This window comes from Erwinia aphidicola, assembly GCF_014773485.1.
GTDB classification, from domain to species: Bacteria; Pseudomonadota; Gammaproteobacteria; order Enterobacterales; family Enterobacteriaceae; genus Erwinia; species Erwinia aphidicola.
Window position 1 is genome coordinate 21,421 of sequence record NZ_JACXBP010000009.1, and the last position, 21,147, is coordinate 42,567.

The window sequence follows — 21,147 nt, forward strand, 5'->3', positions numbered from 1 at the left end:
TAGTTTTCACAGGGGCAAAGGCAGTGATATACTCGCCGCCTCTGCAAAAGGGAAGATCGTCGTCTCCGGTGAGGCGGCTGGACTTCAAATCCAGTTGGGGTCGCCAGCGGTCCCGGGCAGGTTCGACTCCTGTGATCTTCCGCCAAAGAATGTCCGCATGATTCCTGGTTAATTCTTTAATTTACTTAAAATCATAAAGTTATGATGTTTCGTTGTCCGTAATAGTCCCTGGTCATCTCCCGAAATCCGTGAAAAATATGTATAGTGGTGTGTATAGATTCCTTATACACAAAATTAGCTTATACACATGCCACTTACTGACCTTCAAATCCGACGCGCAAAGGCGCAAGACAAGCCTTTCACCCTGAGCGATGGACTGGGTTTATCACTACTCATCAATCCCGATGGGAGTAAGGGCTGGAGATTCCGTTACCGGTTCGCAGGTAAAGCTCGCCTGATATCCTTTGGTTCCTACAGCCTCGTATCACTTGCAGAAGCGCGGGAAAAACGCGATGCGGCGCGTAAACAGGTTGCTAACGGGATAGATCCCGTTGAGGAGCGCAAAGTGCAGAAACTGGCGCAGCAGCTCTCAAGCGAGAACTCTTTTGAAGCAATAAGTCGGGAATGGCATGCTAATAAAGCCGATCGCTGGACCCTGGCATACCGCGAAGAAATCATTAAGACATTTGAGCAAGATGTTTTCCCGTACATCGGTAAACGCCCTATCAGTGAGATCAAACCTCTGGAACTACTTGAGGTGCTACGACGAATAGAGAAGCGTGGTGCACTAGAGAAAACACGTAAGGTGCGTCAGAGATGCGGTGAGGTTTATCGCTACTCAATCATAACTGGCCGTGCTGAATACAACCCAGCTCCTGATTTAGCAATAGCTTTGGCCGTTCCTAAGCAAAAGCACCATCCGTTTTTATCCGCCGAAGAGCTAACTCATTTTGTTAGAGATCTTGAAGCGTATACCGGCAGCATCATCACGAAAAATGCGACTAAGATTGTTATGCTAACTGGCGTCAGAACTCAGGAGATGCGCTTCGCGACGTGGGATGAGGTGGACCTTGAGAAAGGCATCTGGGAGATCCCAGCGGAACGGATGAAAATGCGTAGGCCTCATATCGTGCCGCTTTCTACTCAGGTTATCGATCTCTTTAAGCAGCTAAAACCTATTACGGGCCATTATTCATACATTTTCATAGGCAGGAACAACCGCAGTAAACCCATTTCTAAGGAAACAGTTTCGCAAGTAATTGAATTGTTGGGTTATAAGGGGCGAGCTACAGGTCACGGTTTTCGACATAGCATGTCGACAATTTTGCATGAAAAAGGGTTTGATAGTGCATGGATTGAAATGCAATTAGCTCATGTAGATAAAAATAAAATTCGCGGGATATATAATCATGCCCAATATTGGGAAAGTAGAAAGAAAATGATGCAATGGTATAGCGATCTTCTTACAGATAAAGAGTGGTGAAAATCATGAGTGCAAGTTTAGAGGATATTAAGGACTTTGACTTCATTATCTCTGAAGCATATAGAATAACTGATGGGTTGAACTTATCTAATTTCAGGGATTTTTATGATAAAGAGTATAATCGTCCGCACGGTTCTATAGGTATGACTATAAATCCACCTTATGATCTTCTCGGTAAATATAAATCCATTCCAAATAGGCAGATACATCTTTCATACGTTTCAAGAGAAGCACTATATGCTATTGCAGCCAGATTTATAAAATCGAATAGATTAGAAATGCTGGTTAATGTTAGTGAGTTTGTTGACAGTCTTAAAAGAGCGTTATACATACATATCTTTATTGATAATGGCGATGATGGTAAAAAAGGTTATACTCAACTCCTTAATAAAGCACTAAAAATAACAAGAAGAGGGATGTCTGAAGAAGAGTTCTATTTTCCAATTTTAGCTTTAGGGTTAAAAAAAGAAAGAATCTCTATTGGTTGTGCTGAAATAATATCTTCAAAGCAAATGTATTCTATGATCGGTGATAAACTTACGGAACATCACATTGAATTATCCAAAAGTTTTTGTTCTGCAAATAAATTCCCATACGAACACTACTTAAAAATTCCCGTCAGCAAACGTTCAAAACAAAGCCGAGAGAGAATTTCTAAAAACGTGGCAAGTTTCGTAGTTGGGATACTTCAACTCTTTAGTGAGCACTATCAAATACCATCAAGTTTTTTGAGTTTATCAATTAACCCCTACCCTAATTATGAGGGGTTTTATTTTACTAAAAAATCTGATGGTGATTTTAACTATAATCATTCTTCCAATGGAAGGATATTCGAGAGTGACAAGTTCTGGAGTAATTTTGAAGCCGATTATAATTCTGATTTGGGGGTCGTTTTATCTCAACTGATAAAGTTAGCATTAGAACCAAGTGAAAGATCTATCATTGCGGATCGATTGATAGATGCAATATATTTTTTTAGTAGTGCACAGCAAGATAAAGATGAAAGTTCGCGCATAGTGAAGTTAGCAACAGCTCTTGAAAGACTGGTGAGTCTACCAAGTGAGAAAAAAGATTCATCTACTACCAAGAACTTTGTGAGCCGAGTTTCATTATTAGCCTCCATTTATTATCAAAATGAGAAAGACTGGCGTCAGATTTCAAAAGAAATGTATGAAATTAGATCTGATATAGCTCATGGCGCTTGGTCATTATATAGAGAAGTGCAGCCTTTGTACTCTTCTAGATATAGTGAGTTAACAAGTAAAGTAATCTTTTCCGCATGTATTGGATTCTACAAAAGAAGTTTTACGACCATTAATAATGATAAATTAGTGAAAGAATTTTTCGATTTTCTTGAAAATGCTCTAGATAACAATGAATCGTAATTATCACCTTCGCGCGCAATGCTACCCCCTCCTCGCCTGCCCGCTTTATCGGTCGTATTTAATGCAGCTGCATGGGGTGGCTTAGGCCGCACTGTGCCTGCCTTTTCCGGGGATTATGTACCCTGCAATCTGCATGCAAAACCATGCATCTTATGCATGCACGGCTCTTTACAAAGCGGGCTGGCCAAAAAAAAAGGCTTTCGAAAGGCAAACGGCGGGCATAAAAAAGCCGCTGTGCGGGCAGCGGCCGGATGCGGGGTTAGTGTGACCGGAAGGCTGAACCATAGCGCCCGATTGTTTGTGCCTTACTCTGCGGCTCTGGAGCCACCGGCTCCGGTTCCTGCTGAGGCGGACAGGTAATGACTTTAGTGATGTTTTCATGCGTCTTGAACGTGCATGAGCAGTCGAGGTTAGTGCACTGGTGATAGCGCTCCTTCACCTGTTCGGACATATACCGGCTTGATTTGGCATGTGCCGGACTTTTGCAGAACGGGCAGTGCATCATGCCTGGTTCTCCTTCTGACTGTTTCTTTCACTTTTTGCTTTACGCTCGCTTATCAGCGTGTGAATGGAAGCAGGGCTATTGTACAGACGCATATCCACGCCGGTCAGCGCGGGGCGATGCATACCAATCTCAGACAGTACCGGCTCGGTACTCATATCCAGCTGCGAGCTCTCCGCCAGGTCAACCAGCCGCTTACCGACTTCGCGGGCGAGTATCACCGCAGGTTCTTCGTGTAGCGGGTCGGTCTGGCGGCCGGTGTCGTTGAGACGGAGTGACATCAGCTTCAGAATAATACCGCGTATCAGCGTCGGACTGAGGGTGCGCATGGCAGCATTCCACTGTTCCTCCGCGTACTGCGTGAATGCAGTTCTGTGCGCGCTAACCCAGGCGCGGCCGGTGGATACGGCGGCAATCATCTCGCCCTCATGCTCAAACTCCAGCACCTCAATCAGGCCGGCGAACTCGTCGGCCAGCTCGCGGCTGGCGATGCGCTGGCTGTGCTCGGCGCGCATCTCTGGCGTAATTGCCCCGCGCAGGTCACGAAAGCGGGTGCGCCAGCTGGTTTCCGCTTCTTTCCCGTTATCAATAGCCGCCTCACGCTCTTTTTTGCTACGGGCAATTGCGGCGGTGATGTCGTTTATTTTCATCATCTGCGCCGTATGGGCGGTGCGGGTCTCTTCCAGGTGCTTCAGGGCGGGGCTTTTTTCCGGGGTGCTCATAGCGTTATCTCTCCGTCTGTAAAGTATGTCGCTATTCTGTCGTTCACCAGCGGGCAAATCATTTCATTGCCTCTTGCCTGTCGGTGAGCAAACAGACCTGCCTCAGCCCTGACATACCCCCTTTGAGATTTTAGTTTTAATAAAAACTATTCACTACTATTCACCTTTAGAAAAAAGACAGTAAATACAGTAAGTAAAGAGGTGAATACTTCGATGAAGTGTATTCACTAAGTGTTCACCACTGTTCACCTTTGTTATGAAGAGCCTTTTCTCTGGCGAGCTTTTTTGAATGTTTAAATCTTTTAATTTCATGAGTTTGATAGGTGGAATATTTGAATGGCACTCATTGGCATTTGTTGGCATACAGGGTGTAACAGAAACGGGTTTTGGTCATTTCTAAGCAAGAGGCACCTTGTTGCATCCGGGATAAATATGCTGAAAATAAGAGGTTACCGAAACAGTACCGCCGGAACCGGCCAGCGCCGCCCGGATACACAAAACGAGGTAACACCATGCTTTGCGCTTCCCCTTCATCATCCCCGGCCATTCCGCCAGTTAGCCATCTGCACTATCCGCGTGACCACTTTATGCGCCTGCCGGAAGTCATCAGCACCCGTCGCCAGACGTGTTCGCTCATTTACGACTTAATCAGCAGCGAGCTGCTACTTAGCGCATTTCACTCGTCGGTAAGAACGCCACCCGGCGGGCGCCAGGGGGAACAACAGGATTCAATTATGTTTCAGAATGATCACGTTCTGACAGATTGCTGATCAAAACATCTCAATCCGTTGACCTCTTTTTATTAGCAATGATTTTCTGGTGTTTTGATGAATTAACTCAGACTTATGCTCTGAATTATATTTGATATCAGAAATTTTGAACTGCGATTATTTTTTAGCCTGAAATCTAATGAGCACTATTTAACATTATTCAGCACTATTTAGTAATCAGCGCCCCAGACGAACCTTTAATTAGCTCATTATCTGAGCTTTTGGAGCTTGTTGCATCCGGGGTAAATATGCTGAGAATAAGGGGTTACCGCAACAATTCCGCCGGAACCGGCCAGCGCCGCCCGGATACAAAAACGAGGTAACACCATGCTTTTAGTTTCTCCATCATCCGCCCCTGCCACCCCGCCAGCGGGCCATCTGCACTACCCCCGTGACCGTTTTATGCGCCTGCCCGAAGTCATCAGCACCTGCGGCCTGTCGCGCTCAACCATCTACGACTTAATCAGCCGGGAACAGTTCCCGTCGCAGATTTCCCTCGGCGGCAAGAACGTCGCCTGGCTGGCGTCAGAGGTTGACGACTGGATGCAGGCCCGTATCGCGCAGCGCTCAGGCGGTGCAGCATGATCGCGCTCAACATTGGCACCCGTACTTTCCCGCTGACGCCTGACGAAGCTGCGTACGTGGCTGAAAACCTGCTGGCCGCCGCAGCGGGGAAGACCGGCGTTATTCCCGCCTTTAACAGCGGCGCGCACGGGTATATCTGCGTGCGAACGGAGCGGCAGAAGCCTGAAGCCGTAAACGGCGCAAAAGAGAAAGTGTCGTTCCGATCAAATCCGCAGCAGTCCGATCACGTCCTGACCGATTGCTGAGGAAAAAGCCCCGATGTGTGAAAAAAGCCTTTTCTCTGGCGAGCCGCCGGTCTATAGTTTTCCCGCTGCCGCAAAATCGGCAGCCGGGCGTAGGAACCCGAGTTACTCAATGGCGACACAGCACGCGCCACGCGTGTTTTTTTGTGTCTTCGCCTCAGTGCACCCATTTAACGGGCAACGGTTCTCACGCCGTTATACCGTCTGCGTAATGGTGGCCCGGGCGGGGCAGCCTTCGGGCTGGCCGGTGTTCATTGAGGCCGGTATTCCTACCCCCGTCCGGGCTACCACCCATGAGTGTAGGAACTCCGGTGGTGGCGTTAACCGCTACTCAATGGAGACTGCCATCATGGCTACGGTTCACCTTACCGCTCACCCCGAATTCACCTTTATCTTTGCAGCCGTCCGTCGCTCACGCGCCGACGCCCGTCCCTGCATGCTGCGCACCGTGGCCGCCGACGAGCGCACCGCCCGCCTGAGCCTGGTACGTGACTACATGCTGTCGTTTGCCGGGCGCTTGCCCGTTAAGGCGGTGGCTGCATGAATACCCTGTCCGCACGCATGCACGGCGACGAAACCTACGCCATCCCTCACGCCGACTTTCTGCGCCTCCAGCACGCCCACGGCGTCGGCGTTACCGTTCTCGACATGTTCTCGCTGGTCATTGCTACCGGCGACAGGCGTCACGTTCCTGACGGCGAGGCGCTGGCCTCGGTGATTGCCCTGCTGACCGACCAGCTCGGCAAGGTGGTCGCCACCTGCGAGAACGGTTTTCTGGAAAAGGAGCTGCGCCATGACAGCTAACCACTCCTGCCTCCCGGTGGAGGTGCGCACCGCCGTTTATCGCCGTGCGCTGGCGCAGGGCTACCTTAACGCCTGCGGGCAGCAGGGCATCCGCGTGGCGGCCACTCTCGACGAACTTCAGATGACCATCGCCTTCGAGCTGGAGGGCTTTTACGTGCGCCGCCACGGCCCGGAGGTGGGCATGGAGATGGCCTGCACCATGCTGGCCGATATGGTCGGGTCTGACCTGCTGACCGCACCGCCGCGCCTGACCCCGCTCGGCGTCACCATGATGGACGAGCTGTTCTGCGGTCAGCTCTCTACCGCCAGCCGCGCCACGCTGCACTGAGGGAGAAGCAGACCATGAAAAATATTGTCTCAGATACCGTAAAGACTGCCGCCGGTCAGTGGCCGCTGCTGCTGCCCGCGCTTGGCATCCCCGTTACCACGGGCGGCCAACACTGCCCCTGCCCGGCCTGCGGGGGCAAAGACCGCTTCCGTTTTGACGACCGCGACGGTCGCGGTACCTGGCTGTGCAATCAGTGCGGAGCCGGTGACGGCCTGAACTTGGTTGAAAAGGTGCTGGAAGTGGGCGCAAAGGAGGCCGCGCTGAAGGTCGCTGCCATGCTCGGCACGCTGCCCGTATCCGGCCTGCCGGTGAACGCAGAAAAGAGCGCGGAGGAGAAAGCCCGCGCCCGGGCTGACGCGGCTGAACGTGCCGCCGGGCTGATTGCCGCCGCCGTGGCCCGCACGGATAACGCCTATCTGCTGTCGAAGGGGCTGGACGGCACGCGGGCGCTGACGCTGGCCGCCGGATTGCGCTGCGGCGGCGTCGCCTTTCAGGCCGGTGACCTGCTGGTGCCGCTGACCGACGCGCAGGGCAACGTGGTTAACGTGCAGCTCATTAACGCGGCAGGCGACAAGCGCACCCTGCCGGACGGGCGGGTAAAGGGCAGCTTCCACCCGTGCGGCGTCCCGGACGGTAAAACGCTCTGGCTGACCGAAGGGGTTGCCACCGGCCTGACCGTGCATCGCCTCACCGGCCAAGCGGCGTACGTCGCCCTCAGCGCGAACAACCTGCCTGAGCTGGCGCGCCAGCTCCGGGCGCAGTACCCCGACGCGCTGATGCTGCTGGCCGCTGACAGCGACGACAACGGCGCGGGCCAGCGTAAGGCCGAAGAGGCCGCAAAAGCCTGCGACGGAAAGACGGCCCTGCCGCCGGTGGCAGGCGACTGGAACGACCTGTGGCAGACGCAGGGCGATACCGCCGCCCGTGCGCTGCTGACCGCGTTCATGCAGCCGCCTGCGCCCGGCCCGTTTGAGTCGGTGAGCGAGGCCGACCTGAAGGGCATGAGCGCCAGCGAAAAGGCGGAGCTGCTGGTTGCGCACTACGGTAACGCGCTGGCCGTGCCGCCGGTGGGGGAGGAAATCTGCCGCTATGAGAACGGCGCCTGGCTGGTCGTGCCCCAGCAGACGCTGCGCCGGGAGATTGCCGCGCTGTTCCAGACCGCCCGCGCCCCGTTCTCCGCCGCCGGGATTAACAGTATCCTGGACACCCTGAAGCTGATGGTGCCGCAGATGGGCGACCCGGCGCGCCGCCTGATTGGCTTTCGTAACGGGGTGTATGACACCGCCACCGGCACCTTCAGCCCGCACGACCGGGAGAACTGGCTGCGCTCGGTCAACAGCGTGAGCTACACCGCGCCGAAGCCGGGCGAAAGCCTCGCAGAACACGCGCCAAACTTCTGGAAGTGGCTGACGCGGGCCGCCGGTTGCAATCACGACAAGCAGGAGCGCATCCTCGCGGCGCTCTTTATGGTGCTGGCAAACCGCTACGACTGGCAGATGTTTCTGGAGGTGACCGGCCCCGGCGGCAGCGGGAAAAGCATGATGGCGGAAATCGGCACGCTGCTGGCCGGGAAGGACAACACCACCTCAGCCAGCATTGAAACGCTGGAGTCGTCGCGTGAACGCGCCAGCGTGGTCGGTTATTCGTTTATCACCCTGCCTGACCAGGAGAAATGGAGCGGCGACGGGGCGGGCATCAAGGCCATTACCGGCGGCGACGCGGTGGCGATTGACCCGAAGTACCGCGACGCCTACTCGGCCTATATTCCTGCGGTGATACTGGCGGTGAACAACAACCCGATGCGCTTCAGCGACCGCAGCGGGGGCGTGTCCCGCCGCCGGGTTATCCTGCCGTTCCCGGAGACGATACCGCCGGACGAGCGCGACCCGCAGCTGCTGGACAAAATCCGCCTGGAGCTGGCGGTTATCGTACGTCACCTGATGCAGCGCTTTGCAAAGCCGGAGGAGGCGAGAAAGCTGTTACAGGCGCAGCAGACCTCGGGGGAGGCGCTGGAGATTAAACGCCACGCCGACCCGCTGGTCGACTTCTGCGGCTACCTGATGCCGCTGGCAAGTCCGACCGGGCTGTTTATCGGCAATGCCAACATCCGGCCCCTGAACCCGAAGCGCTACCTGTACCACGCGTACCTGTCGTTTATGGAGTCCAGGGGGCACCAGCACCCCATGAGCCTGACGGCGTTCGGGCAGGCCATCCCGCAGACGCTCAAGGAGTACGAGATAGAGCTGCTGAAACGCAAGACGAAGAACGGCATTCAGACCAGCCTGGAGCTGAGTGACGACTGCGAATCTGACTGGTTGCCGCGTTGCGATGGTTGAGTAATCCAATAACATCAAACCGGTTCCGGCCGGTTTGTGTAATGCGGCAACGTGAATAAGTCCAGCTTCTCTTTAATAAAAAATGTTCACAAGGTTTTGTAGCAAACTCAGTGCATAATCTGATTCTAATCATTTGTTCGTTTGAACATGGTAGGAAAATGTTAGGTAATCGCTTGAGTAAATAAATTGGGAAAAGATATTTAATCGGGTGTATTCACAAAGCTCATCAAAACCACACCATTGGCGTGGTTTTGATGGGGTTCTAATACGATAAGAAGTCATACAGGCACAATAGCCGACGGTAGTGGGTGTCAATTTTATGTGGTTTGGATGTGAGATATTTTCTGAGTTCCATTAAAGATATTGAGTCGTTAAGTACGCAATACATTATCGTATTCGGTACTTTATATTCCTTAGTAGTTGCTAATATTTCATCTATAGTTGTTGCATCACACTTGCAAGCTTTAATTCTAGTTAGTTGGCTTATTATTTTATCTACTTGCCTTTCTTTGTATAACTTAGTGTTTTCCAGTTCCGGGCATAATGAGCTAAATGCATAAATTGGGAAGTGCTCATGATTTGCGATAGTTTGTTTGTTCAGGAGCGCGATAAGTTGTGTGTTAGCCTCATCGATTATTTTAAAATAGTTTTGCATCATTTCAGATTTGGTTTGGTATTCGTAAGTGACTGTTCTTTCAGACCCTACAGCTATAACTAATTCTTCATTTCGCAACTCATCAAGATTTTCTGTTATTTTAACTTTAATTTCACCCCCACTCTTAATTGTGTTCCAGACCTTTTGAACTTTCCTTATATCCATTGCTGATACAGGAAGGACAAGGTTGGATATAGCATCATAGACGGCTTTGTAATTATCGGTTTTAATCTTATTAATTCTTATTATCGATAACCCTTCAATATTAATATCATGTTCAGAAATAACTGTGGACATATTTCCCTCGTCATATTCGACGAGAAGGAAATTGTCTTTTATTTTCTTCGCTAGTTCAGTATTTAAATCCACATATGAAAATATTGTTTGAAGGAGGTATTTAATGTTTTTATCACTAATGCTATATCCTATAAATATTATTGGGTTGTGAATAAAAATGGACAAGAGCTGGGCTCGTATTAATTCATATTTATCATCAAAATTACTATAGTCACTGGAGGTTATTATTATGTTATTTGGGTCGCTAACGCAACCGTGTATTTTATAAACAGACCCGTAAGGGTTGCTTAGTAATATATTATTTCCAATTAATGGTATGAAATCGAAAAAGTTCTCAATAAGTTGGTCATAGTTTGTTGTAATCACTGAGCCGATGTTTTTTCTTGTTTTTATTAGGCTGTTAATTTCCTCTCTTAAATCTTCTTTTAAGGGCAGTTCTTTTAAGATCGAGGTTAAATATATTTTGAAACGGCTAAGTTTTTTTCCGATCTTCATGTTTTCATAAAAAATATCATTTATTATTTCGAACTTTCCGTTTCTGTCCTCAGCTAGTTTTTTATTAAAAACTTCTTCTAATTTTGTTGCTAAAGAGTCGTATCGGTATTCATCATTTTCAAGACTCTCTGCTTTGATATCATAATAAAATTCAGGGTTTCCAGTCAAATCTACTGCAACCTTCATCAACAAGCCATCCCAACTAAATGAGTTTTGCAAATATCTTAAACTAAATCCTGTCCCTATAAAAAGAACAGGGTGGTTTTTGTAGTGACTTACGAACTCTTGGATTTCCATGTAGGCTCTCAAAGTGAACATTGCTTATCTATATAAGACCAAATAATAGCAATAAATTCCAACAGTCTTTCAAAAAACGTGAGCCGGAGGTCATGTGAGGCAAAGACCAGATTAGTTAGTCAATGTTGGCACCTACGCGGATGTAATCGAGGGCGTATGCAGCAGTTTCTCAACGTTCATTCTGGCGCTTACAGCCTTGCTATCGCCATTCTGGTACAGATCGAAGGAGTATCGAAAGCTGATCTAACAGCCGGCGTAAAGAAGAAAAATATGGGGAACTGCTTGTAAGTACTCCTATTTTATGTATGCGAATTTTTTAGGTCACCCCGCAAAAATAAAGAATTGGTACGATGTTAACTTCCATTTTTCTAATAGCTGGCTTACATCGTTAACGATGGTTTTTTGCAAAGCAGTTGTGACGTTGTGGCTGGTTACTCGGCCTAATTTAAGACAATTTTTAACGGCCTGATACGTTTTCGTTACCGTGATCTTGACGCTTAACTCCCTGCTTGAATGTGACCAGCTCAGTCTGAGCACCTTAGCCACCCAAAACCACTGAACCGGCTCAGACCGGATTTTTGGGCTATGAGAGAGGAGTGTTCACCCGGGGTGAAGAGTAGTGAAGAGTCACAGGCTAACTAATCACCACTTAAATCTTTGATATTTATTACATAAATAACATAGGTGAACAGGGTGAACACTTTTCTACAAAATCATTTTTCTTTGGCATCAGTTCAATCTTTTTACTCAGAAGAATGATCTCACCCAGATTGCTTGTGTATAAGATTGTGTATAGGAGTGTTTTTACATTTATTGAATTTACAATAAAAACATGAAGTTGAATGATTTTTATCACTCCTGTGATCTTCCGCCAAATCCTACTCCCCGGCTCAACTAGCAATCGAACAGCCAGCCAGAGCAGCCTGTAAGTTACGCTTAAAAGTTCAGACTTAAGACGTCTGGAAAGTCAGCCACAAAACATCTCTCTTTAGGAATTGGGCAATAAGCACAACCCTATGAGCCGCCCTTCGTAGGGTTCAGGCATGCCTGAGCCGGGCTGGGCATGCCCAGCCCCTACCGTTAACGCCTTTTCTGTAGGGGGCGACTTTTTTTCCGACCCGTCTTGATATGGAGAGTCTTTCTTACCTCTGTGGCGCCAGCACCATCCCGCTGGCAGGTTGTTACAATGAGTAGCGTGAGGCAGCACTGTCACTATCGCTGTAAATAAAAACATGTTTTAAAAAACAGCATTGACCTCAAGTCTTAAATGAGTAAATTAGTATCCATCAGCACGACAAACGTTGTTAGTAAGTTACTAAATAGTAAGAAGTATTTTGAAACCCATTTTGCTTTACAGGCCACGAAGTTTGTTGTTTGGGATGTAGTTCGCTTTCAGGCCTTGTAGTGTTTGTGCTGGTGCGCAAAATGGTAGTGTTAGCGCGACGATGTAAGGCCTTGTTTTTGAGTTCATGCGGGTGGTTTTGTGTATTTATCGTAACCATGCCGGCAAAGGGCAGCGCATCAAAGAGTTTATGTCGCGATGGGGGATGTGCTTGTTTGCATTGTCACGCTGGGTTTAAAAGCGCAGACAGGCGTATAACGGGATAAACAGAGGGGGCTTTTCGTATTAACACCCTGTATTATCTTTAATTAACGGGTACATTTAAAAGCAGTACTAATAGTAGTATCACTTTAATAAGTCCATTAATGTTAAATCTGAAGTCTGTAGTACCTTAAAAGCCCTGGCTGCAACGGGCAGGGCTTTTAAGATTACTCCCTCCGTTGAATTGTAAGCTTTCCCAGCAAATCATTGACAAAACTAATCTTGATTGTTTCCCCATAAGAGTTCACTATGCCTCATCGGTTTGTCATACAGACCTTATGAAAGCAGTTTTAGTAAAGCAGTCCTCATTTCAAGCGTTATCCTTAGATACCCTTCTGCATGAGCCTCCTCCTAAGTGCCCAATAAGTCCTCATCTGCAAGCAGGCCATGTTCGCCACCTTATGTGGCTAAAGAAAATTTAAGGAAGTATCTATGTCTAATAAAATGACTGGTTTAGTAAAATGGTTTAACTCTGAAAAAGGCTTCGGCTTCATTACGCCAGCAGATGGCAGCAAAGATGTATTCGTACATTTCTCAGCCATCCAGAGTAACGATTACAAAACGCTGGACGAAGGGCAGAAGGTTGAGTTCTCGATTGAGAATGGTGCTAAAGGTCCGGCAGCTGCTAACGTTATCACGCTGTAATAGCTGATAATGACATGAACACTTACGACAGCGATGACGGCATCAGCCTGAGCAGATAAGTGAACGTGATAAAAAACCGCCCTGAGCGGTTTTTTTACGTTTCAGGCAGGGTAGCTCAGAGGATGGTCGTCGTTTTACTTCAACTGCTGGAGTGAAAGAGCGAAACCAAATAGTGCAAAACCAACGATGGCGACAGTAAGAACGCCGATGAGTAATTTCCAGCCCACTACCTGCCCTCCCTTAGTGTTTTTAATATGCCTGAGAGATAATAATATTCATGATTCACAGGTCAACCGGTGCGCATGTTTTTCAGAATAAGCAGTTATCAGTAACGTTCACAGTAAGTCTTTCTGTGCCCGATCAGGCTAAAATCGCCAGTGGTATAGTGGCCGCAGTGTCTCACATGACTTTACGGTCAGAGTGAATAATAGGACTCCATTTAAGCTGTTTTCGACCCGGATACACAATGTCTGCGACATGGCTTACTGACAATTTTTTCGTCCAAAAATAACATTATTTTGTGAAGCAAACCTTAAAGACAACTATGGTTGCACTAAGGGTTAATAACGAGGGAATAATATGCACTTTCAGACAGTCATATCATCAAGAATCACATCCATCAGTTATTTTTCATTAGAAAAAGTGCTGGAGGTGGCTTTTGTTGATTCATTGTCCTATCAGTTCATTAAAGTGTCTGAAAAAACTCATAATGACTTCATAACGGCAAAATCCAAAGGCCGTTTTTTTGATGGTGTAATTAAAGGTAAATACCTTTGCCGAAAAAAAGAATGAGTCTTTAAACGCAAAAATCTAAAGCCGTGGCCAGTTTTGTTGACCACGACAAGCAGCCTGTAAGTCCTATTTAAAACTTCAACGTAAGGCTTACTGCATGCCCTGTACGGGCATTCAGCTGTTCGGTTTTACCGAACAGCTGCGGCGCCTCGCCGATAAATCCAATTCCTGGATTCAAACAAATCCCCCAGCCTGAACCTATTGCGCGAAAAGGCTGTTTTTCTGACAAAACCAGCATGCCGCTACTCCCGCAGCGCCTCTAACACCAGCTTAAAGGCCGGGGAGGGCTGCTTTCTGCTGGGGTAGTAGAGGTAATAGCCGGGAAAAGGGTGGCACCACTCTTCCAGCACGCGCACTAAGCGGCCTTCGGCAATATGCGGCGCAAACTCCTCCTCCGGCAGAAAGGCGATGCCCAGCCCGGCGAGCGCAGCGTCGACCATATGCGCTGAAGTATTAAACGTCAGCTGGCCCTCCACGCGCACGTTGACCGGCCCCTCTGCATCGTCAAACTCCCAGACGTACAGGCCGCCCGAGCTGGTCATGCGCATATTGATGCAGTTATGGCGCACCAGGTCCTGCGGCGTCTGCGGCGGGGCGTGGCGGGCAAAATAGTGCGGCGCAGCCACCGCTGCCATGCGCAACTGCGGGCCAATCGGCACGGCGATCATATCCTTATCGATGGTATCCCCCAGCCGCACGCCCGCGTCATAACGGTCGGTCACGATGTTGCGAAAGCCGTGGTTGGCATCAAATTCCAGTTTGATATCAGGGTATTCCAGCAGCAGGGGCGTCAGCTTCGGCAGCAGCGTGGTGTGCAGCACGTTGGGGCCGCAGGTGATGCGCACCGTTCCGGCGGGCTTATCGCGCAGCTCGGTCAGCATATCCAGCTCGGCTTCAATTTCGTCAAAGCGGTTGCCAATCGCCAGCAGCAGTCGTTCACCGGCAGCGGTCAGGGAGACGCTGCGCGTGGTGCGCGTCAGCAGGCGGATCTGCATGCGGTTCTCCAGCCCGGAAATGGCCTGGCTCAGCGCCGACTGCGTGACGCCAAGGTGGGCAGCCGCACGGGTAAAGCTGCCCTCGCGCGCTACGCTGACGAACGAGATTAAATCATTGAGGTTACGCTTCATCGCCCTGTTTCGCCCTGATTAATTAGCTCAGCTTATTAAGCCATTAAGTATTGATTAGCTAGTCAGCATACTTCACGCGTGTAGAATTTTCACCCAGAAACTGGCGCTAGCGCAGCCACGCGCGGCGCAATGATAAGGAAACAGTGTGATGACCATGAGCGATAGTGGGGCACAGCAGGCTGCCGCCCACTGGGGCGGGGTACTGGCGATGACGCTGTGCGTGTTTGCCCTGGTGGCGTCCGAATTTATGCCGGTCAGCCTGCTGACGCCGGTAGCGCGTGACCTCGGCGTCAGTGAAGGGCTGGCAGGGCAGGGTATTGCTATCTCCGGGGCTTTTGCCCTGCTGGCCAGCCTGCTGATCCCGGCGCTGGCGGGTAATCTCAACCGTAAAACGCTCCTGCTGGCGATGACCGCGCTGATGGCGATTTCCGGCGCGACCATCGCGCTGGCGGCCAGCTATCCGGGCTATATGGCAGGCCGCGCGCTGATTGGCGTGGCTATCGGCGGCTTCTGGTCACTCTCTGCCGCTACCGCCATCCGCCTGGTGCCCGCGCAGCAGGTGCCGCGCGCGCTGGCGATTTTTAACGGCGGCAACGCGCTGGCTACCGTTATTGCCGCCCCGCTTGGCAGCTATCTGGGCGCGGTGATCGGCTGGCGCGGCGCGTTCCTCTGCCTGGTGCCGGTGGCGCTGATTGCCTTCATCTGGCAGTGGTTCACGCTGCCGGCAATGCACACCGACAGCCGCGCAGCGCGCAGCGGCAACGTCTTTCGCCTGCTGGCGAACCCGCTAGTGGCGTTGGGGATAGCGGCCTGCGGCCTGTTCTTTATGGGGCAGTTCGCGCTGTTTACCTACCTGCGCCCGTTCCTTGAAACCGTCACCAAAGTTGAGGTCTCCACGCTGTCGCTGATCCTGCTGGCTATCGGCGTGATGGGGCTGGTGGGAACGCTGGCGATCGCCAGGTTGTTAACCCTGGGACTGTATCCCACGCTGATCGCCATTCCCCTGCTGATGGCCGCGACCGCGATAGCGCTGATGCTCTTCGCCCATCAGCTGTGGACAGTTGCCGCGCTACTGGGGTTCTGGGGGCTGGTTGCTACCGCCGCACCGACCGGGTGGTGGACCTGGGTCGCCCGCACGTTACCCGAGGATGCGGAAGCGGGTGGCGGGCTGATGGTCGCCGTGGTGCAGCTCTCTATCGCGCTGGGTTCCACGGTCGGCGGGCTGGCCTTTGACCACCGCGGCTATCACAGCACCTTCACGATTAGCGCGCTGCTGCTGCTGGCGGCAGCCCTGCTGGCCCTGCTGGCCTCGCGCAAAGATAACTAAACCCCACTGAGGACTGACCATGAGAAGATTTGCCATGCTGTTAGGGCTGTTAATCAGCGCGTTTGCCGCCAGCTCCGCCGATATGTCGCGCGGCGCGGATAATTTTTATCAGAGTAAAGAGCTCACCCGGCAGAAAGTCACGTTCAAAAATCAGTATCAGATGGACGTCACCGGCTATCTGTTTACGCCGAAAGGCATGGATCAGAATGATAAGCATGCGGCGATAATTGTCGGCCACCCGATGGGCGCGGTGAAAGAGCAGAGCGCCAGCCTGTATGCGCAGAAGCTGGCGGAGCAGGGATTTGTGACGCTGGCTATTGATGTCTCTTTCTGGGGCGAGAGCGCCGGCCAGCCGCGTAACGCAGTGGCGCCGGATATCTACGCCGAATCTTTCAGCGCGGCAGTGGACTATCTGGGCACGCGTTCCTTCGTTGACCGCCAGCGTATCGGCGTGCTGGGGATCTGCGGCAGCGGCAGCTTTGTGATCAGCGCCGCGAAGATCGACCCGCGCATGAAAGCGATCGCCACCGTCAGCATGTACGATATGGGCGCCGCGAACCGCAGCGGGCTTAATCACTCGCTGACGCTGGAGCAGCGCAAAAAAATTATCGCCGAAGCGGCTGCCCAGCGCGACGTGGAGTTCGACGGCGGTGAAACAAAATACACCAGCGGCACCGTGCATAAAATTGATGCAAACTCGTCCGCGATTGAAAAAGAGTTTTATGATTTCTACCGCACGCCGCGCGGGGAGTTTACCCCGAAAGGTTCTTCCCCATTGCTGACCACGCATCCAACGCTGACCAGCAACGTGAAGTTTATGAATTTCTATCCGTTCAACGATATCGAAACCATCTCTCCGCGTCCGATGCTGTTTATCACCGGCGATGCGGCGCATTCGAAGGAGTTCAGTGAGCGGGCTTACCAGCTGGCGGGCCAGCCGAAAGAGCTGGTGATCGTGCCGAATGCCGGGCATGTCGATCTCTACGATCGTACCGATCTGATCCCGTTCGCCAGGTTGGCTGCGTTCTTTAAGGATCGTTTGAAATAATTCAGCCTGTATTTTTGTTTACTGTCGGGTCGACCAGAGCAGCGGTCGGCCCGACGGTTTATGGTTTCTCTTTGGCGGCAAACTTTTTTTAATTTTTCAGTCATCCCTACTCCGACATCAATAACTATCGGAATTGAATGAAATTATTTATTTTACTTATTAGTAGAACCCGTAATTAATTATCTCCCCTGCAATCAGGTGAAGCTAAAAATAGCATTTCCACCGCTATCAAAATGGCTTTCTTGTTCATATTATTTCTCTCGCGGATTATTTTACGACAAGGAGGTAAGCGGATGTCTCAGGATATCTTCATCAAAATCAAAGGGATTGAAGGTGAATCCCTCGATGCGGCTCACCAGGGTGAAATTGAGGTGCTTTACTGGCGTTGAGCGGTCAGCCAGCCGGCCAATATGCACGCGGGCAGCGGGGGCGGCACGGGTAAAAGCCGCGTTGAGGATCTCATTTTCGATCACCGATTCGATAAAGCCAGCACCAGCCTGCTGCAGTACTGCCTGAGCGGCAAGCATATCCCTGAAGCAATACTCACCGTGCGTAAGGCCGGGGGGTCGCCGCTGGAGTTTCTGCGCATCACGCTGCAGGAAATTATCATCAGCAAGGTAAAGTCCCACGAGTATCAGAGCATGCGTATGCCACGCGAAAGGATCGGCTTGTCTTTCTCACGGGTCAAAATGGAATACGTGCTACAGAACGCAGAGGGAGGCCCGGCGGGCACGATGGCGATGGGGTACGACATCAAGGCGAATAAAATCACCTGAAGGTAACCACATTAATTAAGGAAGAGTGATGTTACATGTTGATGAACTCGGACACGTAGATGCAGAACGTATTATCGTGAAAATATTCAGTAAGATACAGCATGGACGAATGGATAAGGTCAACGGTCTTGTCGTGCACCAGACCGACAGCCCAACCGCCAGCAGCACCTTCAACAGCTATCAAAATGCCAATGCCAACGGTGCCCACTTTCTGATAGATAAAGATGGCACTATTTATCAAACAGCCTCGTTGTATAAGATGACGTGGCACGTGGGATATTTACAATCTCGCTGCTTACTCACCAAAAAATGTGCGCCGACCGAATTTAAAACTATGGATGTGCTGGAAAGGTCTTTGGGGCACACGCTTAAAGTGCATCAAAGAGAAACGCAAAAAGTATTCCCCGACCGTTTTCCTGATAATACTGATAGTATTGGAGTCGAAATCGTAGGCGAATCCAAAAAAATAGATGACATTAAAACGGGAAAAGGAAAGGATGTTTATGAATCTGTGACATCACAGCAAAATGACGCCCTAAAATGGTTAGTGAAAGAGTTAGTGGAAACGCTAAGTGTATCTATGAATGAAATATATCGCCATCCAGAAATAGGAAGAAAAAATGATACGGAGGCTAGTTCTGCAACATGGTAAATGCAAATAAAATGCTATTAATTACACTGTCCTTTTTATGTATTTTATCTCCTCAGGTTAAGGGGCGGGTAGTAAGCCAGCTGGAGATAAAAGGCGTTGGATTGGTTGAGGACGGACGGAATGATAAGAGCGAAGAGAGAGAATGTAAATCATTTAAGCCAACAAAAAGTCAGATGATTGCTTTTTTTAACTTAGCTAAAGAGTCTGAAAAAAATGGAACACTACTTCATGAGTATTACTCGCCGTGCCTGGCGATTGGCACGATAAAATTCCAGGATGGATCATCGGGTAGATGGACCGTAAAATCCAGCGGTTTGGGTTTTGTGATTTTTGAAAATAAAAAATCGGCAGTATTTTTTCATAAAGAAAATAAATGGGACGACCCTTATGCCTGTACATATGGGCTTGGCGATGACCTGATATGCTAGGGATAATTAATCCGCTATACCTGCTTCTCATCATGGGTCGACCACACAGCGGTCGACCACTAACAAAGGTGAAAGTGCAGTGTATTACTGGCACTGGATGGTCAGTATGCAAATATACCGACATCCTGAAATAAGCAGAAAGAACCGCACGGAGGCTAGCGGCGCCAAATGGTAAATGACAAAAAAATGATGTTCTTAACTTTATTTCTCTTAGGTGCTTGTTCATTTCAATCTCAAGGAAGGACAGTCAGCAGCCTGAGTATCCATCAGGTAGGGTTAGATGATGATGGAGGTAATGAAAATGAGAAAAGAGCCTGCAAAACATTCAGGCCGAATAAACAGCAGATGATACTTTTTTTCAATCACGCCAAAGAGTCGAAAGATAATGGGACCTTACTTCATGAATATTACTCACCTTGTCTGGCAAAAGGAAAAGTAAAATTTAAGGACGGAGCATCCGGAAGATGGACAGTGCAATCAAGTGGTTTGGGGTGGGTTTTTTTTGACAATGGAAAATCAGCAACTTTTTTCCTGAAAGGTAATAAATGGGACGATCCTTTTGCCTGTAGCTATGGGCTTGGCGATGACCTGATATGCTAGGGATAATTAATCTGCTATGCCTGCTATCCATTATGGTTGACCAGAACCGCAGTCGACCACTACAGCAATTGAGATTTAGGTACTTTACTGGTGCTAAATTGTTAGCCGCTGACGGTTTCCGGGTCAGAAAAGCCTGGCCCGGAAATATGACTCCATCAATCCGCCGCCAGAATCCGGCTCACTTCCCCGCCGGAACCCTTCACCCGCAGCACGCCATCCAGCAACTCAACCACCGCGAACGGCACGCTATCGGCGCCGTCGAGCATCCCTTTCAGGGTGATAAAATCGGTATTGCCGATGCGCGCATAGCCGCCGCGATGGTCGTGGCCGCTAAAGCAGGCGCGCACCCGGTAGCGGCACAGCAGCGCGGCAAGTTCGCCGCCGTTCCACAGGTTATGGCTGTTGTGTGGCGCCAGCGGATAGTGGCCGAATACCACCACCGTTTCTGCACGCTGCTCAGCAGCAATCAGCTGCTGCTCAATCCACGCCATCTGCTGCGCACCCACCGCGCCGTTCCACGGTTTAGCCTGCGGCTGGTTGCGCGCCAGCAGATCGGCGAGCTGCGCTTCGGCCTGATGCCGCTCGTCGCCGTTGCCCTGATTGCAGTACAGGCTGATGTCATTGCCATCAAAGACGATAAAGCGGAACCCGGCGAGGCGGAACTGATAGTAGCTTTTCGGCAGCCCGGCGGGCGGCGTATGCGCTCCGCTCAGGCGGTCGGAGATGACGCGCGCATCATGATTGCCAATCACCATCGCATGCGGAGGGCGCAGCGTTTCATACAGCGGCAGAATCGCCTGGTAGCTGGGCCAGTGGCGGTCCACCAGGTCACCGAGCGTCACGACGAAATCGAGCGGCTGCTGGTTCAGCGCATCAATCGCCTGCGGCAGCTTGTGCAGCGCGTGCCGGTAATAGAGGTTCTTCGGCACGTCGGCATCGACGTCGGCGTACTGCGGGTCGGCGATCAGGCCAAAGCGCAGCGTGGCGTCCAGCGGCGTAACCGCATTCAGCTGCGGCGGGCGGTAGAGCGCCGCGACGCAGCCGAGCGCCTGCTGCTGCAGCGTCGAGAGTGGGTGAGGGTGGGCTTCAAATGAGTTCATGTGGTGATGCCGCTTCTGCGCCTGGTTCCCTAAAGGTGAACTAAGCTAGCGAAGCTGAATGAACCTTTTATTAATTCTTTGTGAAATTTTCAAAAAGAATAACTTTGCTGGATGAATTGCGATTTTTTCTGGAGTATTTTAATTATTT

At 50.4% G+C, this 21,147-nt stretch carries 21 protein-coding genes, 1 tRNA gene and 1 pseudogene; 17 read left to right on the forward strand and 6 right to left on the reverse strand.

Annotated features, from left to right (window positions below; translation table 11 throughout):
• Positions 1-50: 50 nt before the first annotated feature.
• From ID864_RS18625 to ID864_RS18635, 3 genes are all read left to right on the forward strand, one after another.
• Positions 51-145 (forward strand) — tRNA-Sec (locus tag ID864_RS18625).
• A gap of 162 nt (positions 146-307) precedes the next feature.
• A complete protein-coding gene (locus tag ID864_RS18630; protein ID WP_191150197.1) occupies positions 308-1,483 on the forward strand; it encodes a tyrosine-type recombinase/integrase in 1,176 nt (391 codons plus the stop codon).
• 5 nt (positions 1,484-1,488) lie between these two features.
• On the forward strand, positions 1,489-2,868 hold the full coding sequence (locus ID864_RS18635) for a HEPN domain-containing protein (RefSeq protein WP_191150198.1): 1,380 nt from the start codon (positions 1,489-1,491) through the stop codon (positions 2,866-2,868).
• Between the two features lie 259 nt (positions 2,869-3,127).
• On the opposite strand, the gene ID864_RS18640 is transcribed toward ID864_RS18635, so the two are convergent.
• Both ID864_RS18640 and ID864_RS18645 read right to left on the reverse strand, forming a co-directional pair.
• Positions 3,128-3,373, reverse strand: coding sequence for an ogr/Delta-like zinc finger family protein (locus ID864_RS18640; protein WP_191150199.1), 246 nt, complete (start codon positions 3,371-3,373; stop codon positions 3,128-3,130).
• Positions 3,370-4,092 carry a hypothetical protein gene (locus ID864_RS18645; protein WP_191150200.1) on the reverse strand — a complete coding sequence of 241 codons (723 nt, stop codon included), beginning with the start codon at positions 4,090-4,092 and terminating at the stop codon, positions 3,370-3,372. Before ID864_RS18645 ends, ID864_RS18640 begins: the two co-directional genes overlap by 4 nt.
• A gap of 1,097 nt (positions 4,093-5,189) precedes the next feature.
• On the opposite strand from ID864_RS18645, the gene ID864_RS18650 reads away from it, so the two are divergent.
• From ID864_RS18650 to ID864_RS18675, 6 genes are read left to right on the forward strand one after another with little or no spacing between them, the layout of a single operon-like run.
• A complete protein-coding gene (locus ID864_RS18650) occupies positions 5,190-5,447 on the forward strand; it encodes a helix-turn-helix transcriptional regulator (RefSeq protein ID WP_191150201.1) in 258 nt (85 codons plus the stop codon).
• Complete coding sequence (locus ID864_RS18655) at positions 5,444-5,692, forward strand: hypothetical protein (protein ID WP_191150202.1); 249 nt, start codon at positions 5,444-5,446, stop codon at positions 5,690-5,692. Before ID864_RS18650 ends, ID864_RS18655 begins: the two co-directional genes overlap by 4 nt.
• A 13-nt stretch (positions 5,693-5,705) precedes the next feature.
• Positions 5,706-6,233 carry a host cell division inhibitor Icd-like protein gene (locus ID864_RS18660; RefSeq protein WP_191150203.1) on the forward strand — a complete coding sequence of 176 codons (528 nt, stop codon included), beginning with the start codon at positions 5,706-5,708 and terminating at the stop codon, positions 6,231-6,233.
• Positions 6,230-6,493: a hypothetical protein gene (locus ID864_RS18665; protein ID WP_191150204.1), complete on the forward strand. Its 264-nt coding sequence runs from the start codon at positions 6,230-6,232 to the stop codon at positions 6,491-6,493. Before ID864_RS18660 ends, ID864_RS18665 begins: the two co-directional genes overlap by 4 nt.
• A complete protein-coding gene (locus tag ID864_RS18670; protein WP_191150205.1) occupies positions 6,483-6,821 on the forward strand; it encodes a DUF5375 family protein in 339 nt (112 codons plus the stop codon). Before ID864_RS18665 ends, ID864_RS18670 begins: the two co-directional genes overlap by 11 nt.
• 14 nt (positions 6,822-6,835) lie before the next feature.
• Positions 6,836-9,157 (forward strand): primase-helicase zinc-binding domain-containing protein, encoded by a 2,322-nt coding sequence (locus ID864_RS18675; RefSeq protein ID WP_191150206.1) that lies wholly within the window; start codon positions 6,836-6,838, stop codon positions 9,155-9,157.
• 262 nt (positions 9,158-9,419) lie between these two features.
• Here ID864_RS18675 and ID864_RS18680 read toward each other — a convergent pair whose 3' ends face one another.
• Positions 9,420-10,901, reverse strand: a complete 1,482-nt coding sequence (locus ID864_RS18680; RefSeq protein ID WP_191150207.1) for an SIR2 family protein — start codon at positions 10,899-10,901, stop codon at positions 9,420-9,422.
• 2,035 nt (positions 10,902-12,936) lie between these two features.
• On the opposite strand from ID864_RS18680, the gene cspG reads away from it, so the two are divergent.
• Together cspG and ID864_RS18690 are read left to right on the forward strand one after the other, a co-directional pair.
• The gene (gene cspG, locus ID864_RS18685; protein WP_048918687.1) at positions 12,937-13,149 is read left to right on the forward strand and encodes a cold shock protein CspG; all 213 of its coding nucleotides are present in this window, start codon (positions 12,937-12,939) and stop codon (positions 13,147-13,149) included.
• A gap of 579 nt (positions 13,150-13,728) precedes the next feature.
• Entirely contained in the window at positions 13,729-13,941 is a 213-nt protein-coding gene (locus tag ID864_RS18690) for a KTSC domain-containing protein (RefSeq protein WP_048918688.1), read from the forward strand.
• A gap of 70 nt (positions 13,942-14,011) precedes the next feature.
• Here the strand turns inward: ID864_RS18690 and ID864_RS18695 are convergent, their stop codons facing one another.
• Both ID864_RS18695 and ID864_RS18700 read right to left on the reverse strand, forming a co-directional pair.
• Positions 14,012-14,179 carry a hypothetical protein gene (locus tag ID864_RS18695; protein ID WP_180276758.1) on the reverse strand — a complete coding sequence of 56 codons (168 nt, stop codon included), beginning with the start codon at positions 14,177-14,179 and terminating at the stop codon, positions 14,012-14,014.
• A gap of 4 nt (positions 14,180-14,183) precedes the next feature.
• On the reverse strand, positions 14,184-15,068 hold the full coding sequence (locus tag ID864_RS18700) for a LysR family transcriptional regulator (RefSeq protein WP_099754330.1): 885 nt from the start codon (positions 15,066-15,068) through the stop codon (positions 14,184-14,186).
• Between the two features lie 148 nt (positions 15,069-15,216).
• On the opposite strand from ID864_RS18700, the gene ID864_RS18705 reads away from it, so the two are divergent.
• The 6 genes and pseudogenes from ID864_RS18705 (at position 15,217) to ID864_RS18730 (ending at position 19,899) form a co-directional block, all read left to right on the forward strand.
• The gene (locus tag ID864_RS18705; RefSeq protein WP_048918690.1) at positions 15,217-16,395 is read left to right on the forward strand and encodes an MFS transporter; all 1,179 of its coding nucleotides are present in this window, start codon (positions 15,217-15,219) and stop codon (positions 16,393-16,395) included.
• Between the two features lie 19 nt (positions 16,396-16,414).
• Positions 16,415-17,443 (forward strand): alpha/beta hydrolase, encoded by a 1,029-nt coding sequence (locus tag ID864_RS18710; RefSeq protein ID WP_048918691.1) that lies wholly within the window; start codon positions 16,415-16,417, stop codon positions 17,441-17,443.
• A gap of 293 nt (positions 17,444-17,736) precedes the next feature.
• Positions 17,737-18,219 (forward strand): annotated as a pseudogene (locus ID864_RS18715) (Hcp family type VI secretion system effector).
• Positions 18,220-18,247: 28 nt separating this feature from the next.
• Complete coding sequence (locus ID864_RS18720; protein WP_191150208.1) at positions 18,248-18,871, forward strand: peptidoglycan recognition protein family protein; 624 nt, start codon at positions 18,248-18,250, stop codon at positions 18,869-18,871.
• Positions 18,865-19,299 carry a hypothetical protein gene (locus ID864_RS18725; RefSeq protein WP_062818516.1) on the forward strand — a complete coding sequence of 145 codons (435 nt, stop codon included), beginning with the start codon at positions 18,865-18,867 and terminating at the stop codon, positions 19,297-19,299. The genes ID864_RS18720 and ID864_RS18725 overlap by 7 nt, the downstream gene beginning before the upstream one ends.
• A 186-nt stretch (positions 19,300-19,485) precedes the next feature.
• Positions 19,486-19,899, forward strand: coding sequence for a hypothetical protein (locus ID864_RS18730; RefSeq protein ID WP_191150209.1), 414 nt, complete (start codon positions 19,486-19,488; stop codon positions 19,897-19,899).
• 155 nt (positions 19,900-20,054) lie between these two features.
• Here ID864_RS18730 and ID864_RS18735 read toward each other — a convergent pair whose 3' ends face one another.
• Positions 20,055-20,999 (reverse strand): metallophosphoesterase, encoded by a 945-nt coding sequence (locus ID864_RS18735; RefSeq protein ID WP_191150210.1) that lies wholly within the window; start codon positions 20,997-20,999, stop codon positions 20,055-20,057.
• Between the last annotated feature and the right edge of the window lie 148 nt (positions 21,000-21,147).

Excerpts from the sequence above, each read along its gene's own strand:
- ID864_RS18630 (WP_191150197.1), top strand. The coding sequence starts at position 308 with ATGCCACTTACTGACCTTCAAATCCGACGCGCAAAGGCGCAAGACAAG.
- ID864_RS18730 (WP_191150209.1), top strand. The coding sequence starts at position 19,486 with ATGATGTTCTTAACTTTATTTCTCTTAGGTGCTTGTTCATTTCAATCT.
- ID864_RS18690 (WP_048918688.1), top strand. The coding sequence starts at position 13,729 with ATGCACTTTCAGACAGTCATATCATCAAGAATCACATCCATCAGTTAT.
- ID864_RS18650 (WP_191150201.1), top strand. The coding sequence starts at position 5,190 with ATGCTTTTAGTTTCTCCATCATCCGCCCCTGCCACCCCGCCAGCGGGC.
- ID864_RS18640 (WP_191150199.1), bottom strand. The coding sequence starts at position 3,373 with ATGATGCACTGCCCGTTCTGCAAAAGTCCGGCACATGCCAAATCAAGC.
- ID864_RS18675 (WP_191150206.1), top strand. The coding sequence starts at position 6,836 with ATGAAAAATATTGTCTCAGATACCGTAAAGACTGCCGCCGGTCAGTGG.
- ID864_RS18670 (WP_191150205.1), top strand. The coding sequence starts at position 6,483 with ATGACAGCTAACCACTCCTGCCTCCCGGTGGAGGTGCGCACCGCCGTT.
- ID864_RS18725 (WP_062818516.1), top strand. The coding sequence starts at position 18,865 with ATGGTAAATGCAAATAAAATGCTATTAATTACACTGTCCTTTTTATGT.
- ID864_RS18665 (WP_191150204.1), top strand. The coding sequence starts at position 6,230 with ATGAATACCCTGTCCGCACGCATGCACGGCGACGAAACCTACGCCATC.
- ID864_RS18680 (WP_191150207.1), bottom strand. The coding sequence starts at position 10,901 with ATGGAAATCCAAGAGTTCGTAAGTCACTACAAAAACCACCCTGTTCTT.
- ID864_RS18710 (WP_048918691.1), top strand. The coding sequence starts at position 16,415 with ATGAGAAGATTTGCCATGCTGTTAGGGCTGTTAATCAGCGCGTTTGCC.
- ID864_RS18720 (WP_191150208.1), top strand. The coding sequence starts at position 18,248 with ATGTTACATGTTGATGAACTCGGACACGTAGATGCAGAACGTATTATC.
- ID864_RS18695 (WP_180276758.1), bottom strand. The coding sequence starts at position 14,179 with ATGCTGGTTTTGTCAGAAAAACAGCCTTTTCGCGCAATAGGTTCAGGC.
- ID864_RS18645 (WP_191150200.1), bottom strand. The coding sequence starts at position 4,092 with ATGAGCACCCCGGAAAAAAGCCCCGCCCTGAAGCACCTGGAAGAGACC.
- ID864_RS18705 (WP_048918690.1), top strand. The coding sequence starts at position 15,217 with ATGACCATGAGCGATAGTGGGGCACAGCAGGCTGCCGCCCACTGGGGC.
- ID864_RS18700 (WP_099754330.1), bottom strand. The coding sequence starts at position 15,068 with ATGAAGCGTAACCTCAATGATTTAATCTCGTTCGTCAGCGTAGCGCGC.
- ID864_RS18655 (WP_191150202.1), top strand. The coding sequence starts at position 5,444 with ATGATCGCGCTCAACATTGGCACCCGTACTTTCCCGCTGACGCCTGAC.
- ID864_RS18735 (WP_191150210.1), bottom strand. The coding sequence starts at position 20,999 with ATGAACTCATTTGAAGCCCACCCTCACCCACTCTCGACGCTGCAGCAG.
- ID864_RS18660 (WP_191150203.1), top strand. The coding sequence starts at position 5,706 with ATGTGTGAAAAAAGCCTTTTCTCTGGCGAGCCGCCGGTCTATAGTTTT.
- cspG (WP_048918687.1), top strand. The coding sequence starts at position 12,937 with ATGTCTAATAAAATGACTGGTTTAGTAAAATGGTTTAACTCTGAAAAA.
- ID864_RS18635 (WP_191150198.1), top strand. The coding sequence starts at position 1,489 with ATGAGTGCAAGTTTAGAGGATATTAAGGACTTTGACTTCATTATCTCT.